Source organism: Arthrobacter sp. P1_B3, from assembly GCF_056406615.1.
The window spans coordinates 1-15,766 of sequence record NZ_JBFTZV010000017.1 but is presented as its reverse complement, the minus strand read 5'-3'; the positions used below and the strand labels follow the sequence as shown (position 1 = coordinate 15,766).

At 66.9% G+C, this 15,766-nt stretch carries 14 protein-coding genes; 1 reads left to right on the top strand and 13 read right to left on the bottom strand.

Features of this window, described 5'->3' with window-relative positions; genetic code table 11:
- The first annotated feature begins 9 nt into the window (after positions 1–9).
- Entirely contained in the window at positions 10–1,149 is a 1,140-nt protein-coding gene (locus AC1D2F_RS16550) for a bifunctional 2-methylcitrate synthase/citrate synthase (protein WP_229992521.1), read from the top strand.
- Between the two features lie 123 nt (positions 1,150–1,272).
- Here the strand turns inward: AC1D2F_RS16550 and AC1D2F_RS16545 are convergent, their stop codons facing one another.
- From AC1D2F_RS16545 to AC1D2F_RS16485, 13 genes are all read right to left on the bottom strand, one after another.
- A complete protein-coding gene (locus AC1D2F_RS16545; RefSeq protein ID WP_229992520.1) occupies positions 1,273–1,617 on the bottom strand; it encodes a hypothetical protein in 345 nt (114 codons plus the stop codon).
- A gap of 139 nt (positions 1,618–1,756) precedes the next feature.
- Positions 1,757–3,256 carry a hypothetical protein gene (locus tag AC1D2F_RS16540; RefSeq protein WP_476967214.1) on the bottom strand — a complete coding sequence of 500 codons (1,500 nt, stop codon included), beginning with the start codon at positions 3,254–3,256 and terminating at the stop codon, positions 1,757–1,759.
- A complete protein-coding gene (locus AC1D2F_RS16535; protein ID WP_229992518.1) occupies positions 3,249–3,740 on the bottom strand; it encodes an RNA polymerase sigma factor in 492 nt (163 codons plus the stop codon). Before AC1D2F_RS16535 ends, AC1D2F_RS16540 begins: the two co-directional genes overlap by 8 nt.
- Before the next feature lie 86 nt (positions 3,741–3,826).
- On the bottom strand, positions 3,827–4,315 hold the full coding sequence (locus AC1D2F_RS16530; RefSeq protein WP_229992517.1) for an 8-oxo-dGTP diphosphatase: 489 nt from the start codon (positions 4,313–4,315) through the stop codon (positions 3,827–3,829).
- A 66-nt stretch (positions 4,316–4,381) separates the two neighbouring features.
- Positions 4,382–5,431: a site-specific tyrosine recombinase XerD gene (gene xerD, locus AC1D2F_RS16525; RefSeq protein WP_290369319.1), complete on the bottom strand. Its 1,050-nt coding sequence runs from the start codon at positions 5,429–5,431 to the stop codon at positions 4,382–4,384.
- Entirely contained in the window at positions 5,428–6,093 is a 666-nt protein-coding gene (locus AC1D2F_RS16520; RefSeq protein WP_229992516.1) for an NUDIX domain-containing protein, read from the bottom strand. Before AC1D2F_RS16520 ends, xerD begins: the two co-directional genes overlap by 4 nt.
- 27 nt (positions 6,094–6,120) lie before the next feature.
- Positions 6,121–7,902: a CTP synthase gene (locus AC1D2F_RS16515; protein ID WP_476967213.1), complete on the bottom strand. Its 1,782-nt coding sequence runs from the start codon at positions 7,900–7,902 to the stop codon at positions 6,121–6,123.
- Positions 7,903–8,002: 100 nt separating this feature from the next.
- Positions 8,003–9,739 carry a DNA repair protein RecN gene (gene recN / locus AC1D2F_RS16510; protein ID WP_476967212.1) on the bottom strand — a complete coding sequence of 579 codons (1,737 nt, stop codon included), beginning with the start codon at positions 9,737–9,739 and terminating at the stop codon, positions 8,003–8,005.
- Between the two features lie 3 nt (positions 9,740–9,742).
- Positions 9,743–10,768 carry an NAD kinase gene (locus AC1D2F_RS16505; RefSeq protein ID WP_229992513.1) on the bottom strand — a complete coding sequence of 342 codons (1,026 nt, stop codon included), beginning with the start codon at positions 10,766–10,768 and terminating at the stop codon, positions 9,743–9,745.
- 22 nt (positions 10,769–10,790) lie between these two features.
- Entirely contained in the window at positions 10,791–11,603 is an 813-nt protein-coding gene (locus AC1D2F_RS16500; protein WP_229992512.1) for a TlyA family RNA methyltransferase, read from the bottom strand.
- On the bottom strand, positions 11,600–11,965 hold the full coding sequence (locus AC1D2F_RS16495) for a hypothetical protein (protein ID WP_229992510.1): 366 nt from the start codon (positions 11,963–11,965) through the stop codon (positions 11,600–11,602). The genes AC1D2F_RS16500 and AC1D2F_RS16495 overlap by 4 nt, the downstream gene beginning before the upstream one ends.
- A 9-nt stretch (positions 11,966–11,974) precedes the next feature.
- Entirely contained in the window at positions 11,975–12,964 is a 990-nt protein-coding gene (locus AC1D2F_RS16490; protein WP_229992509.1) for an HAD-IIA family hydrolase, read from the bottom strand.
- 4 nt (positions 12,965–12,968) lie between these two features.
- A complete protein-coding gene (locus AC1D2F_RS16485; protein ID WP_364743792.1) occupies positions 12,969–14,120 on the bottom strand; it encodes a tetratricopeptide repeat protein in 1,152 nt (383 codons plus the stop codon).
- Positions 14,121–15,766: the final 1,646 nt, after the last annotated feature.

Here is a 15,766-nt window from a genome sequence, read left to right as displayed (position 1 = left end):
AGTTTCAGCATGGCTGAACAGGACATCAAAAAGGGCCTCGCCGGCGTCGTGGTTGACTACACCGCGGTCTCCAAGGTCAACCCGGACACCAACTCGCTGCTGTACCGCGGCTACCCCGTGCAGGAGCTGGCCGCCAAGTGCAGCTTCGAGGAGGTCGCCTACCTTTTGTGGAACGGCGAGCTGCCCACCACGGACCAGTTGGCGGAGTTCACTGCCAGGGAACGTGCCGGCCGCGCCCTGGATCCGGTTGTCAAACAGGTGATCGACGCGCTGCCCACCACCGCGCACCCCATGGATGTATGCCGGACCGCCACGTCGGTCATCGGCGCCCGGCACCCCCTGGCGGAGGATTCCTCGCGCGAGGCCAACCTGGCCAAGGCCGTTGACCTGTTCGCCGCGATGCCCGCCGTCGTGGCCTACGACCAGCGCCGCCGTCACGGCCAGGACCTCGTGGAGCCCCGCGAGGATCTGGGCTACGACGCCAACTTCCTCTGGATGACCTTCGGCGAGGAGGCCGTCCCCGAGGTAGTCGACGCTTTCAACGTCTCAATGATTTTGTACGCCGAGCACTCCTTCAATGCCTCCACCTTCACTGCCCGCGTGATCACCTCCACGCTCTCGGACCTGCACTCGGCCGTGACCGGGGCCATCGGCGCCCTCAAGGGCGCGCTGCACGGCGGCGCCAACGAGGCCGTCATGCACACCTTTGACGAGATCGGCATCAGGCCCGAGGAATCACTGGAGGACGCTCACGTCCGGGCCAAAGCCTGGATGGAAAACGCCCTGGCCCACAAGAAGAAGGTCATGGGCTTCGGCCACCGCGTCTACAAGCACGGCGACTCCCGCGTGCCCACCATGAAGTCCGCGCTGGACAAGATGATCGCCCATTATGGCCGGCCCGAGCTGCTGGGCCTCTACAACGGGCTCGAGACCGCGATGGACGAGGCGAAGGGGATCAAGCCGAACCTCGACTATCCGACCGGCCCCACGTACCACCTCATGGGCTTCGACACCGCCACCTTCACTCCCCTGTTCGTCGCCAGCCGCATCACCGGCTGGACGGCGCACATCATGGAGCAGCTGGATGCGAACTCCCTGATCCGTCCGTTGAGCGAGTACAACGGCGTCGAGGAGCGACACCTGGCGTAGCAGGGACTCCTGCAGAAAAAACGCGGGCAGAAAACACGGACCGGTCACCCCCCAAAGGTGGCCGGTCCGCGTTGTCTGCCCGCGTTTTTTTCTGCCCGCTTTCTCCTGCCTGCGGCGTTGTGCCTAGCTGGCCTTGATTTTCAGCGACGTGATCATGCGCTTCGCGTTCACGTACTCCGGGGTCTGCATGTAGGCCCTTGCCGCTTCCAGCGAGGGGAACGTCTTGGCGCCCTTACGGTTTCCGGTCTGCTCGGAACCACCGCTGTTGACCTGGACGGCGTCGGCAAAGTAATAGAAAGGCGACTCTGCCGGACCACTGACCACGTTGTAGAACATGCAGGACTTTCCGTCCTTGCCCGCTACTCTGCCCGCGATGCCGTACGAAGCGGTGACGCGGCCCGGTTCCTGGAGGGCGCGGAAGGCAAAGCGGGGCGTGATGGTGTCAGCCGCGGCAGTGTTGTACGGCAACGCCAGCTCCACCGAGTCCAGGACACTGTAGGGAACCGGGTTCTGGCGGCAGCCGCCGAGCCCGTCAAACGGTTCGTCCAGGCTGATCGGTCTGACGGGTGCCGGTCACCCCTACGGGTGACCGGCCCACCGCATTTCGCTATCCTTGTGCCGGCAATTTCAGGCTGCGAATCATGCTCTTTAGTTTTGTGTACTCGGGTGTCCCCATGTAGGCCTTGGCCTCGGCCATGCTCTGGAACACCGGTTCGTCAAGACTCTTCGAGTCCCTGTCGGCGAAGGTCAGCGAACCCCTCGGTGCGCCGCTGACCACCGAATACATGAGGCAGCTGTTCATGAGCTGGCCGCTGGACTTGTCCACCAGGCCAACCTGGTAACTGAAGCCCTTCCCTACCGATGTCTGGTCGAGTACGCGGTAGGAAAACCGGACCTGCGCCGCGACCGCCCAATCGGAGCTGAGCGACGACGGTGCGGAGTCGAGCTCAGTGGCCGTGTATTTTTCCGGACCGCAGCCGCCTCCCAGCCCACCGCCCAAGCCGTAGTAGAGTCTCGCCACGCGCTTGCTGGACTCATCGAACACACCCACGCCGGTTGCCGGAAAATCTGGAGTGCCTGCTGGCTCGTCTTTCGCGGTCCAGCCCGCGGGGAGTTCGAAACTAACGCTCCCGTCCTTACTGACGAAGCGTCCGGCGGCAGCCACATTGACCGGATGCAGTGCCAAGGAAATCAGCATGCGCTTAGTGTCCTGGTAATCCTGCGTCTGCATGTAAGCCGTGGCCTCCGCAACGCTGTCGAAGGCCAGTGCGGCCTCCTCGCCGTCGGGCTTGAGCCACATGGTATCGCCGAAGTGTGCGAAGGGCATGTTGTCCGGGCCCAAGATGCTGTTGTACAGCCCGCACGTCGTGGTACCCGGAGCCAGCTCTGCGTCATTGAGGGCCATGGAACCATAGATTTTGTCTCCCTGGACGATCCGAAAGACAAACCCGGACGGGCCCCGGGGCATTTCCTTGAGTTTCTGCGCCTTTTGCGGAATGTCGACAATGACTGAGTCAAGGGTGGAGAACGGCTTGGGATCCGCGCAGACGGGTCCTCCCGTTCCGTCGTAGACCAGGCTGAGGGTTGACATCGTCTTGCCGGTGGAATTCTTCACCACGACGGTGTTGTAGGCGCCCCCGTCGATCGATTGCGGCGCCTGGGACACGGTCCAGCTCGCGGGGAGTTCAAACGTGGCCTGGCCAGTCGTGTCAGTGAAGGTAGTCCAGACAGCCGGAGCGGATGTTGCCGTTGGTGTCGGCGACGGCGTCACGCTCGCCGAGGCGGTCGCTGAAGCCGTCGGGGAGGCAACGGCCGTGGGAGCAACGGTGCTGGCCGGCTCCGGGTCGGTGGTGAGTGCCCCCAGGTTCGTTGCCACCAGGACGCCGGCGGTGACGGCCGCCGCTGCCAGGGTCAGCACACCGCCCAGCCTGGCCCGCCGGTGCTTCCGGTCCGCCAGGGAGACGACATTGCGCGGCAGGCGATCTCTAAACTCGCCGGATTCGGCGAGCATCCGGCGCAGTGCTGCCTCGCCGTCGGGCACGGACGGATCGTTGTGCACGGGGTCCGTCGCGGAAATCATGTTCTTGATCGGATCCATCTCAGGCACCCATCTTCTGTGTCATCGTGTCAGCACTGACCGGCATTTGCTTGCGAAAAGCGGCCCGGGCCCGGTGCAGCCGGACCTTGGCGGCGGACTCGCTGCAGTGCAGCACGCCCGCGATGTCAGCGATACTCAATTCATCCCAGTAGGCGAGCTGGAGAATGTCCCGGTCCTTCTCCCGCAAACCGGCCAGGGCGTCCTGGACCGCCACGTTGTCCGAGCCGTCACCGAACCGGACAACGGCCGCGGAGCGCAGCTTGTCCTGCAGCGCCTGCTGCCGGTCCCGGCTACGGTACGCGTTCCCGATCAGGTTGCGGGCCACCGTCAGAAGCCACGCTGTATCCGTCCGCGGTGCGTCATCCCATTTCTGCCACACCACCCGGAAAACATCGGCGGCGAGTTCCTCCGCCAGCTCGGCTGATTCAACCCGCCGCCGCACAAATTTGTAGACCAGTGGGTAACTGTCTTTGTGAATGGCGATAAATGCCAATTCGCGCTCCGAAAGCACGCATCCCCCAAGTATGTTGTGTCCGAAACTGCTGGATAACTGTATTGTTTCCGGCCGCCGGCCCGGGGTTACACGCCCCGCAAAGAATATTCCGCGGAGGCCACGGTCTCGTTGTCGTCGTTCAGGGTGATGACGGCTTCCACAGTGCCTTCCCCCAATGCCAGCGGCAGCCAGTGCTCGGCATCCTGCCACATGCGCGCCAACGGCAGGGACGCGACCTGGAACCATTCCGGGATCATTTCCTGGCTTTCGACGGGTTCGCCACTCCAGCGGCGCGTGGTGAAAAGGCTGGTGGACATGTTCCATTCCGGCCGTGCGGGAAAGACGAATTCGATCAGCCCGGCAACGCGGAGGTCGTCCTCTATGACCACGATTCCGGCTTCCTCAAAGACTTCGCGGCAGGCAGCCTCGGCGTCGGACTCCCCCGGTTCCACGTGCCCGCCGAGCCCCACGATCTTTCCGACACCGAACCCGGTCTTCTTCGTACCGAGGAGGACCTGCGTGCCGGCAGCTCCGTCGCGTAGCAGGAAGCACAGAGTGACAGCTGTCGAGTTCATGAATCCACCCTAGCGCCAGCCCCCGGGGCCGTCGGTGCCCGGCCGCAGGCGTGCCGCGGCGCGGATTTAACCCAGGGCGCGCGGATGCGCTGCGGCGTAGATCTCCCGCAGCGTATCGGCCGTCACCTGGGTGTAGACCTGCGTGGTGGTCACCGAGGCGTGCCCCAGCAGTTCCTGGACCACCCGGACATCGGCGCCACCCTCAAGCAGGTGGGTGGCGAAGGAGTGCCGCAGGGTGTGCGGCGAAACGTCTTTGGTGATGTTGGCCTTGTCCGCCGCCGCCTTCAAAATGGTCCAGGCGCTTTGCCGGCTGATCCTGCCGCCGCGGGCGTTGAGGAACAAGGCAGGGGTGCCCTTGCCCTTGGCGGCCAGCAGGGGCCGGCCGCGGACAAGGTAGGCGTCGAGGGCGCGAGCTCCGTAGGATCCGAGCGGCACGAGACGTTCCTTTGAGCCCTTGCCGAACAGCCTGACGATCGCCGGGCCGTCGCTTTCGCCGGCCTGTTCGGGCGTGTGCAGGGAGATGTCGTCCACATCCAGGCCCACGGCTTCGCTGATGCGGGCACCGGTGGAATAGAGGAACTCGAGCAGCGCGCGGTCGCGCAGGCCGGTGGCCGTATCCGTGCCGGCCGCCTCCAGGATCCGGGTGACCTCGTCGACGCTGATGGCCTTGGGCAGCCGCTTACCGGGCATGGGCGGGTGGACGTCACTGGCCGGATCGGCGGGAGTGACGCCTTCGAGGGCCCAGAACTTGTGGAGTCCGCGGACGGCCACTACCGTCCGGGCTGCCGAGCGGATGCCCAGGGCAGAGCCGCCGTCGGACCCGTCGGAGAGGGCCTGGACGAAGCCGGTGACGTCGTGCCGGGTGATCTCGGCGGGGCGTTCCCGGCCTGTGCTGGCGAGGTGCCTGGCGTACCGGGCCAGGTCCCGCCGGTAGGCGGAGAGGGTGTTGGCCGCGAGCCCCCGTTCCACGCCCATGTGCTGCAGATAGTCAGTTATGGCGCGGTCGATCGCTGTGAGCGGCCGGATGGGCGGGCGTTCGGGAGCGGCTGCCTCCGCCGGCGCGGGGGCCTGAAGTTGCGCGGGGGCCGGAGGCTCGGCAATCAGCGCATCGGTCATTGGCGCTGGCTGGGATGGGCGGGCCAGGGCGCGTCGGCCGGGCGGAGGCTCTCGAAGTTGTCGGCGCGGGCGGCGGCAGCGGCCAGCACGCCGACGACAGCGGACGGGTTGTGCAGGCGGCCATCAAGCACCGCCTGCACAGCCTCGTCCAGCGGGGTCCAGTGCAGTTCGATTTCGGCTTCCTCGTCGGTGCGGACGTGCCGCTCATGTCCCGGCACCTCGCTCAGCCCGCGGGCCAGGTAGATGCGGATGGCTTCGCTGGAGGATCCCGGGGAGTTGAAGAAGTCCGCCAGCACGTTCCAGCGCTCCGCCACGAGGTCCGCTTCCTCGGCCAGTTCGCGGGCGGCGCCGATGACGAAGTCCTCCCCTTCGACGTCCAGCAGCCCGGCGGGGATCTCCCAGAGGTCCATGCCGACGGGGTGCCGGTACTGCCGGAGCAGCAGCACGTCGCCGGCGTCGTTCATGGGAAGTATGGCCACCGCGCCGGGATGGTCGATGTAGTCCCGGACCAGGGTGTCGCCGTCGTCATTGAGCTGGAAACTGTCGCTGACAACGTCCCAGATCCTGCCTTCGTAAACCTTCCGGGAAGACAAAAGACGGCGCGGGCTCGGCTCATCCGAAACCTGCCGTGCAGCATTGGGGGTCTCAGACATACCGGGCATCGCGCCGTCCTTTGATTCAGTTGGAAATTACTTGGACACTGCTGCCGACGAGGGCTTGGGCGCAGCAGCCGGGGCATCGGCCTTTGCACTGGCCGCAGGCACGCCGTTGGCGGCCCGCTGATGCCCAAGGGCAGCTTCGATCAGGCCCGCGAACAGGGGGTGCGGGCGCGTGGGCCGGGAGCTGAGCTCGGGGTGCGCCTGCGTGGCCACGTAGTACGGGTGCACGTCGCGGGGAAGTTCCACGAACTCGACCAGCTTGCCATCGGGCGACGTTCCAGAGAACGACAGGCCCTTGGCGGCAATCTGATCGCGGTACTTGTTGTTGACCTCGTAGCGGTGGCGGTGCCGTTCGCTGACCTTTGTGGTGCCGTAGGTCTCGGCGACGACGGAGCCTTCGTCAAGCTTGGCTTCGTACAGGCCCAGGCGCATGGTGCCGCCGAGGTCGCCCTTGCCGTCGACGATGTCCAACTGCTCTTCCATCGTGGCGATGACGGGGTACTTGGAATCCGGCTCGAACTCGGACGAAGACGCTCCCTCGAGGCCGACCACGTTGCGGGCGTACTCGATCACCATGCACTGCAGGCCCAGGCACAGGCCCAGGACCGGGAGCTTGGTTTCGCGGGCGTACTTCAGGGCGCCGAGCTTGCCTTCGAGGCCGCGAATGCCGAAGCCGCCCGGAACGCAGATGGCGTCGACGCCGGCCAGGGACTGCACGGCACCCTCGCGGGTTTCGCATTCGTCCGAGGGGACCCAGCGGATCTTGACCTTGGTGTCGTTGGCGAAGCCGCCGGCGCGCAGGGCCTCCGTGACGGACAGGTAGGCGTCCGGCAGGTCGATGTACTTGCCCACGAGCGCGATCTCAACTTCGTGCTTCGGGTTGTGGACGGCGTCGAGCAGCTTGTCCCAGCTGGTCCAGTCCACATCCTTGAACGGCAGGTCCAGGGCGCGGACGATGTACGAATCCAGGCCCTGGGAGTGCAGGGTCTTCGGGATGTCGTAGATGCTCGGTGCGTCCGGGCAGCCGATCACGGCGTCGATGTCAACGTCGCACATGCGGCCGATCTTGTCGCGCATCGGCTGCGGGACTTCGCGGTCCGAACGGATCACGATTGCCTCCGGCTGGATGCCGATGGAGCGCAGCGCGGCAACGGAGTGCTGCGTCGGCTTGGTCTTCAGCTCCTGCGACGGGCCGATGTACGGCACGAGGGACACGTGGAGGAAGAAGACATTTCCGCGGCCGATGTCCTGGCGGACCTGTCGTGCGGATTCCAGGAACGGCTGGGACTCAATGTCGCCCACCGTGCCGCCGATTTCGGTGATGATGACGTCCGGGGCGTTCTTGCCCTCGGCGGGAAGCCGCATGCGCCGCTTGATCTCATCGGTGATGTGCGGGATGACCTGGACGGTGTCGCCGAGGTATTCGCCGCGGCGTTCCTTGGCGATGACGGTCGAGTAGACCTGGCCGGTTGTGACGTTGGCCGATCCTTCGAGGTTTTCATCGAGGAAGCGCTCATAGTGGCCGATGTCCAGGTCCGTTTCGGCGCCGTCGTCAGTGACGAAGACTTCGCCGTGCTGGAAGGGGTTCATCGTGCCCGGATCCACGTTCAGATAGGGATCGAGCTTTTGCATTGTTACAGACAGACCACGTGCCCGCAGGAGGTGGCCGAGGCTCGAAGCCGTCAGTCCCTTACCGAGCGAGGACGCTACACCACCGGTGACGAAGATGTGTTTGGTCGTCTTGGACGAGCCCGGAAACCGGGAATTTACACGAGAGTTTGATCGCTGCACCACGGGGTTTGAGCTTATCATCAATTCGGCCTTCCACGGGCTCCTTGGCGGGATCCCAATGTGATTGTTGTCCTAGCAGCGGTCCCGGCGGGAATCCTTGCGGAGGTCCCCGGCGGCCCGCCTAGATTTGCGGCAGGAGTTTGGCGTCGTCCAGCAGCTCCTGGGCGTGGGCCTGCGCTGATTCCGAGTCCTCCTGGCCCGCCAGCATGCGGGCCAGCTCGCGGACGCGTTCGGCCTCGTCCAGCAGCTGCACGTCGCTGGAGGTGAAGCCCGTGGCCGTAGCGCCGTCAGCGCCCCGCACGGAGGTCTTGGTGACCCTGATGTGCTGGTTCGCGAACGCGGCCACCTGCGGCAGGTGGGTCACCACGAGGACCTGGACGTGCTGGGCCAGCATCGCCAGCCGGCGCCCTATCTCGACGGCGGCACGGCCACCCACGCCGGCGTCGACCTCGTCGAAGACGAACGTCGGGACGGGATCGACGGCGGCCAGCACTACTTCGATGGCGAGCATGACTCGGGAGAGTTCACCGCCCGAGGCGCCCTTGCCCAGCGGCCGGGCCGGCGCGCCGGAGTGCGGCTGGAGCAGGAACGAGATCTCATCGGCCCCGAACGGTCCCAGCTGGCCCGCGGATTCCACGTTGATCACCAGGGTGGCGTCTGCCATGGCCAGCGCGGTCAGCTCTGCACTGACCCGTGCGGAGAGATCCTTGGCGGCCTTCGTGCGCGCTTTGCTGATCGCGGCGGCCTTCTTCCGAAGCTCGGCTTCGGCCCGGGCAACCTCGGCGTCCAGCGATTCGATCCGGGTGGAGTCGTCCTGCAGTTCCTCGTGCCGGGCGCGGGCGGCCTCGGCCCAGACCAGCACCTCGTCGATGCTTGGCGCGTACTTGCGCACCAGCTTGGCCAGCGCGGCCCGGCGGTCCTCGATCTCGGCGAGCCGTTCCGGGCCCTCCGTGTCCAGGGCGGCCTGGTAGCTGGCGAGTTCCGCGGCGATGTCGTTGAGCAGGAAGCCGACCTCGGCCAGGCGCGCCGCGGCGGACCCCAGCTCCTCGTCGTGTTCGGCAACGTGCTCCAGGGTGCGCTTGGCGGCATCCACCAGGGTGGTGGCGTCGGCTTCTTCGCCGAAGTCCTCCGCGATGAGCGCCTGGTGGGCGGTGCTGGCTGCGATCCGCAGTTCCTCGACGTTGGCCAGTTTCACGGCCTCGGCCTTGAGGGCATCGTCCTCCCCCGGCTGCGGGTCCACGGCGTCGATCTCGGCCAGGGCAACCTGCAGCGACTCGGCCTCGCGGAGGCGTTCACGGGCGGCGCTGCGCAGGGCGTCCAGTTCGCCCTGGCTGGCGTGCCAGTGGGTGTAGAGGTCCTGGTAGGCGGCAAGCGTGCCCGCGAGGCTCTCGCCAGCGAATTTGTCCAGGGCGCCGCGTTGCGCCACCGGGCTCTTGAGCCGGATCTGGTCCGACTGCCCGTGCACCACCACGAGGGTTTCGCCGATTTCGGCCAGCACCCCGACCGGCGCGGCGCGTCCGCCCAGGTAGGCACGGCTGCGGCCGTCGGCTCCGACGCTGCGGGCAAGCAGCAGTTCCACGCCGCCGTCGAACTCCTCAACCTCCGCGCCGGCCTCGCGGGACCGCGCGACGGCGGCGTGGCCGGCGTCGAGCTTCAACACCGCCTCCGCGGAAGCGCTCTTCGCACCGCTGCGGACGGCACCGGCGTCGGACCTGGCACCCAGAAGCAGGCCGACGGCGGTGACCACCATGGTCTTGCCGGCACCGGTTTCACCGGTCACCACGCTGAGGCCCGGGCCCAGCGGCAGGATGGCGTCGGTGATGACGCCGAGATCGCGGATACGCAGTTCTTCAAGCATGGTTCACTTCGCAGTCGAGGGATCGGGGGTGTCACCGGGATCCGTGTGGCCCGGCAAGGGCAGCGGCGGCATGGGACGGGGCGTGCGAATTATCGGGATGGGTCCGGTGTGGATGACCTCGGCCTGCGGCATGGGGCCGCGCCAGCCCTGGATCGGGAGCTCGAATTTGCGCACCAGCCTGCCTGAGAAGGGGGTCTGGTGCGTCCTGGCCAGCCGCACGGGCGTCGCGGAGCGGGTCACTTCGACGCGCGCGCCGGGCGGCAGATCCACCGAGCGGCGGCCGTCGCACCAGAGGACGCCCTGGGCATCGGTCCGGTTCAGGATCTCGACCGCAAGCCTGGACCGGGGCGAGACCACGAGCGGCTTCGCGAAGAGGGCATGGGCACTGATCGGCACGATCAGCAGGGCCTCGACCTCGGGCCACACCACAGGACCGCCGGCGGAAAACGCGTAGGCCGTGGAGCCTGTGGGCGTGGCCAGGACTACGCCGTCGCACCCGAATGAGGTCAGGGGGCGTTCGTCGACTTCCGTGACCACCTCCAGCATCCGTTCCCGGTTGCCCTTTTCGATCGCGGCCTCGTTGAGGGCCCACGTGTGCCAGATCTTCTGACCGCGGACCCAGACCTGGACGTCGATCGTCATGCGCTCCTCCACCGTGTAGTCACGGCTGGCGATCCACTCGACGGTCTGGGCGAGGTCGGCCCGCTCGCTCTCTGCCAGGAACCCCACGTGGCCGAGGTTGACCCCGAGCAGCGGCACGTCGACTTCGCGGACGAGCTCGGCAGCGCGGAGGATGGTGCCGTCCCCGCCCAGCACCATGACGAGTTCTACCTCGGGCAGCTTCACGTGGTCGTGAAGGACCTCGACGGGGTGGTCGAGCCGGCCGAAGAAGCGGACCATGTCCCCGAGCTCGTTCTCCTGCAGCACAGGGACCAGCCCGGATTCATGCAACAGGGCGCACGCTTCCCAGGCAGCCTTGAGGGACTCCTCGCGCCCTGTGTGGGCAAGGATGAGGACACGCCTGCTCATCGGGTTCCGCCTTCTGGTGGTACTAGTGGTTCGGCCAGATTGTTCCGAGCAACGCAGCAACGGCTGCGTCCCGCTCCTCGATCTTAGGCGGGACTTCCGACATCGCGCGTTTTATCCACAGGAAGTATTCGACATTGCCGTCCTGGCCCGGCAGCGGGCTTTGGGCCAGGCCGGACAAGACCAGGCCCGCATCCACGGCGGCGGCAGCCACCTTGCCCACGGCGAGCCGGCGTTCCCGTTCCGAGGTGACCACGCCGGTCCGGCCCAGCCGGTCCTTGCCGATCTCGAATTGTGGTTTGACCATGAGGACGAGGTCGCCGCCGGGCTCGGTGCAGGCCGCCAGCGGCGCCACCACGAGTGTCAGCGAGATGAAGGACAGATCCGCCACCGTCAACGCAGACTGGCCGCCGATTTCCCCGGGCGTCATGTACCGCACGTTGAGGCCTTCGTGCACGGCAACGCGGGAGTCATTCCGGATTTCCGGCACCATTTGGCCGTGCCCTACGTCCACGGCCACCACGTGGGCGGCTCCGCGCCGAAGCAGCACATCCGTGAACCCGCCGGTCGAGGCACCGGCGTCGAGGCACCGTTTGCCCGCGACGTCGACGGCGGGAAAGGCATCCAGCGCCCCGGCCAGCTTGTGCCCGGCGCGGCTGACGTAGCCGTCCTCGGCGGAGGCCATGACATCCAGCGCGGCATCGTCCGGGACCTGCAGTGACGCCTTGGCGAGGACCTCGCCTCCGGAGCTCACCTTGCCCTCGGAAATCAGCCGGGCGGCATGCGTCCGGGACCTGGCGAGCCCCCGGCTGACGAGCGCCTGGTCTAGCCGACTCACGATCCCCCGTCCCCCGCGGCATGGATACGGCGCGCCACGCCGGCGTGGGAAGCCACGTCTTCGTTCAGGGCCTCCAGCAGGGCATCATGCATGTCGGCATAGACTTCCCCGTGCCCGGAAACGGGCGTTTGCCGCACGGCCGCAAGCCGGTCCAGCACAGCGCTGACGGCCGCGTCCTGGACGTGTGCCTGCTGTTCTGGTGCCTGCTGTTCTGATGCCGCGTCCCCGGACGGTTCCGCCGGGAGCTGCCGCGAAGGCAGATCCGGCCACGCGACGTCGGCCGCGGGGCTAGGCGCCTCCGCCTCCGCCACAGCTGGCGGCTGGATTGGGGCCTGGTTTAGCTGCTGGTTCGGCTCGGTCATGTCTCCAGCCTAGTGATCGAGCCACTCGAGGGCCGGAGCCAGTGCGCTGGTGGTCTCGGGGTTCGCTGCCCACCAGGCCGAGCAGGCGGCACGCCATGAATCGAGGTCGGCGGGGTCCCCGCTGATGTGGACGGACTGGCCCCGTACGATCGCCGAGGCCGTGCCGCTGCGGAACCGCCCGGCGTCGTGCTCCACGGCCGGGTATGGCGCGTACAGGCCGGTCAGGTCATTGATGAGGAAATCGGGGCGTTCCATGGACTTCGCGGCGAGGATTGATTCCCTGGTGTCCACGCCTGTCAGCACAGCCACCGTGGCGAAGCCGGCGTTGTTGCCGCCGAGGATGTCGGTGTCCAGTCGGTCACCGACGACGAGCGGCCGGTCCGCGGCCAGCCGCTTGGCGGCGGTGTGGAACAGCGGCGCCTCGGGTTTGCCCGCCACGATCGGGCTCTTGCCGGTCGCGGCGGCCACGGCTGCCACGAGCGTCCCGTTACCGGGGGCAATTCCGCGCGCCTGAGGTATGGACCAGTCAGTGTTGGTCGCCACCCAGAGGGCGCCGCCGGCGACGACGTACGACGCCTCGGCGAGGTCCTTCCATCCGATGTCCGGGCTAAAGCCCTGCACGACGGCGACGGGGTCATCCTCCGCGCCGCGGACGGGAACCAGACCGACCAGCTCAATTTCCTGGGCCAGTGCGGCACTGCCCGTGATCAGCACGTGGGCCCCGGCCGGCAGCAGCGAGGCCAGCAGCGCTGCCGCCGCCTGCGAGGAACTCACCACTTGGTGGTCCTCGGCGGGGGCGCCGAGATCGCGAAGGTGTTGCGCTACCTGCGCCGGAGAACGGGATGCGTTGTTGGTGACGTAGCCCAGGCCGACGCCTACACCGGCGAGCCGGCGCAGCGACTCGACGGCCCCGGGGATGGCATGGGGGCCGGCATAGACAACGCCGTCGAGGTCGGCGAGCAGGGCATCAAAGGTGGAGATCAGCGCAGTATCCGTCATGCGGTTAGTCCTCCACACGTTCACGCTGGGCAGGCTCTGAGTCGTCGACGAGTTCCTGATCCGCTTCAGCGTTCCGTTCCCCGTCGGCGTCATCTTCAGCTTCGGTGTCGGCTTCGGTGTCGGCTTCGGTGTCGGCTTCATCGAGCACGTCGGCTTCGACCGAATCCTGGTCGGACTCGGCGTCGTCGGACTCGAAGTAGTCGGCTTCGGCGTCGTCGCTGCTGTCGTCAATGGCATTGTCGTCGATGGAACTGTTGTCGCTCGCGCTGCCGTCGATCGCGTTCAGGCCGGCCGCTCCGGCTGCGGTGCCGGTGGCTTCTGCCGCGACAGCAGCGCCGGCGGCACGCGGCGCGCGCTCTTCGGTTCCGCCGTGCATGTCGGCATTCTCCTGCTCGCGGAGCCTGCGCTGCCGGTTCTCCTCGCGGGCCTCTTCTTCCTCGTCCCAGCCGAGATCGATGATGTCAGGGTCTTCGTCAGCCCCGAGTCCGAGTGCGTTTTCGGCCACGACGGCCTGCCGCTGCCACTTGTCGGCCTCGGCAGCGCGGCCGGCAGCCGTCAGTGCGTCAGCGTAGGCGCGGAACAGTCGCGGGCTGTAGGAAAAGGCGCGGTTAATGTCCAGCAGCGGAATTTCCAGTTCGGAAACCGCGGCGTCGAACTGCCCGAGGTCCGTGCGGGCCCCGGCTGCCACGATAGCCAGCTCCACCTTGCCGGGGGCGTCCAGATCCTTGGCTTCGTCGGACCGGGCCATGTCCAGGGCGCGGTCCGGGCGGCCAAGGCCCCGCTCGCAGTCGGCCATGACCGGCAGGTGCATGTTGGAGCCGCTGATCCGTCGGTAGGTGCGGAATTCCCGGAGGGCTTCACCATAGTGGCCGGCCGCATAGGCGGTCAGGCCGACAGCTTCGCGGACGGACGCAAGGCGTCCGCCGCGGCGGCTGGCTGCCAGGGCATGCTGGAAGGCAAGCTCAGGTTCTTCGTCCAGAAGCCGTCCCGCCATGACGAGGTGGCGGGCCACCCATTCGGCGCTGGTGCCTTCGAGGGTCTTGATCTGGTGCTGGGTGGCACGGTCAAGTTCCTTGCCCGTGACGTCCTCGTCGATCTGGGGTGAACGTTCCCGGTCGGGACGGTTGGCGCTGCGGAGATCGCGGGCATTGGGCACGCGTACCGGACGGTCTTCCGGACGGTCCCGCCCGTACTGGCGCGGGCCTGAGTCGCCACGGTCGAAGCTCCGTGCCGGACGGTCCTCGCGGTTGCCGAACGGCTTGCGGTTGTCGCCGCTGCCATAAGGCTTGCGGTCACGGTCACGGTCGCCGCCGCCGAAGCTGCGCTGTCCCCCGCCTTCACGCGGAGCACGATCACCATACGGCTTGCGGTCACGATCGCCACCGCCGCTATACGGCTTTCGGTCGCCATAGGTCGGGCGGCTATCGCCACCAAAGCTGCGCTGTCCCCCACCCTCATGCGGAGCACGATCACCATACGGCTTGCGGTCACGATCTCCACCGCCGCTATACGGCTTACGGTCGCCATAGGACGGGCGGCTATCGCCACCGCTGTACGGCTTGCGGTCGCCATAGGTCGGGCGGCTATCGCCGCCGAAGCTGCGCTGTCCCCCGCCTTCACGCGGAGCACGATCGCCGTACGGCTTGCGGTCACGATCGCCACCGCCGCTATACGGCTTACGGTCACCATAGGACGGGCGGCTATCGCCACCAAAGCTGCGCTGTCCCCCACCCTCACGCGGAGCACGATCACCATACGGCTTACGCTCACCGCCGGAATACGGCTTACGTTCGCTACCGCCGAACCCACGCTGATCCCCGCCCTCACGCGGAGTCCGCTCACCATACGGCTTACGGTCGCCATAGGACGGGCGGCTATCGCCACCGAAGCTGCGCTGTCCCCCACCCTCACGCGGAGCACGCTCACCATACGGCTTACGCTCACCGCCGGAATACGGCTTACGTTCACTACCGCCGAACCCACGCTGATCCCCGCCCTCACGCGGAGCACGCTCACCATACGGCTTACGGTCACGGTCTTCCCTGGAACGGAACCCGCGAGGATCGCCGCCCGAGTTGCTCGTGCCGCGGAAAGGGGCTCCACCGGAACTGCGTCCGCCAGAGTTGTCGTGGGCCTTGCCGCCACGGTTGCCATCATTGTGCTCAGCCATGCTGGAATCCTCCTGTTGCGAGCTGACCACTGGCGCAATCGCAGCCGCTCTGTTCCGTGTTTCGTCTCCTACGCAACCCGAAATCAAGCGCTTCGAAGTCCGTACATCTCCCCCAATTCTAGGCGAGCAACCCGCCACCGGCTAACGGCAACCCCCAAGAGGGCACGTCGGTGGCGAGGCTCACAACGCCTCAGCAGCAGGGGCTCATGGGGCCGTTCAGGAACCAGGCTGAACGAGGCTCCCCCGGGATGGTGCGGGACGTGAGGGAACATGTCCAACTAGGTAGCAGCCGGGGGTAGAAAGGTAGCTAAATGGCTCTTCCTACCTGAGGTGGGGATGGGACAGTCCGCCGCCGATGAGCAGCATGCGTAGTCGGTAGTGCTTCCGGTTGCGGAAGCCGCGGGCAACGCGGCGGTGGAGTTCGATGAGGCCGTTGATCGCTTATGCCGATGTTGGGATTATGCCGATTTTCGGGTGACTGGCCTGTTCAGGGCCGGTTTCTTGCAGTGTCTGGTCGGCATAGTCGCGGCGTGAGATTCTCCCTTCTCCTGACAGGAGAAGGGAGTGTGCCATGGATGATCCAAGGCGGGTGGAGGGCCCGGCGGTCGGCGCCGACGACGGTCTAGCAGATG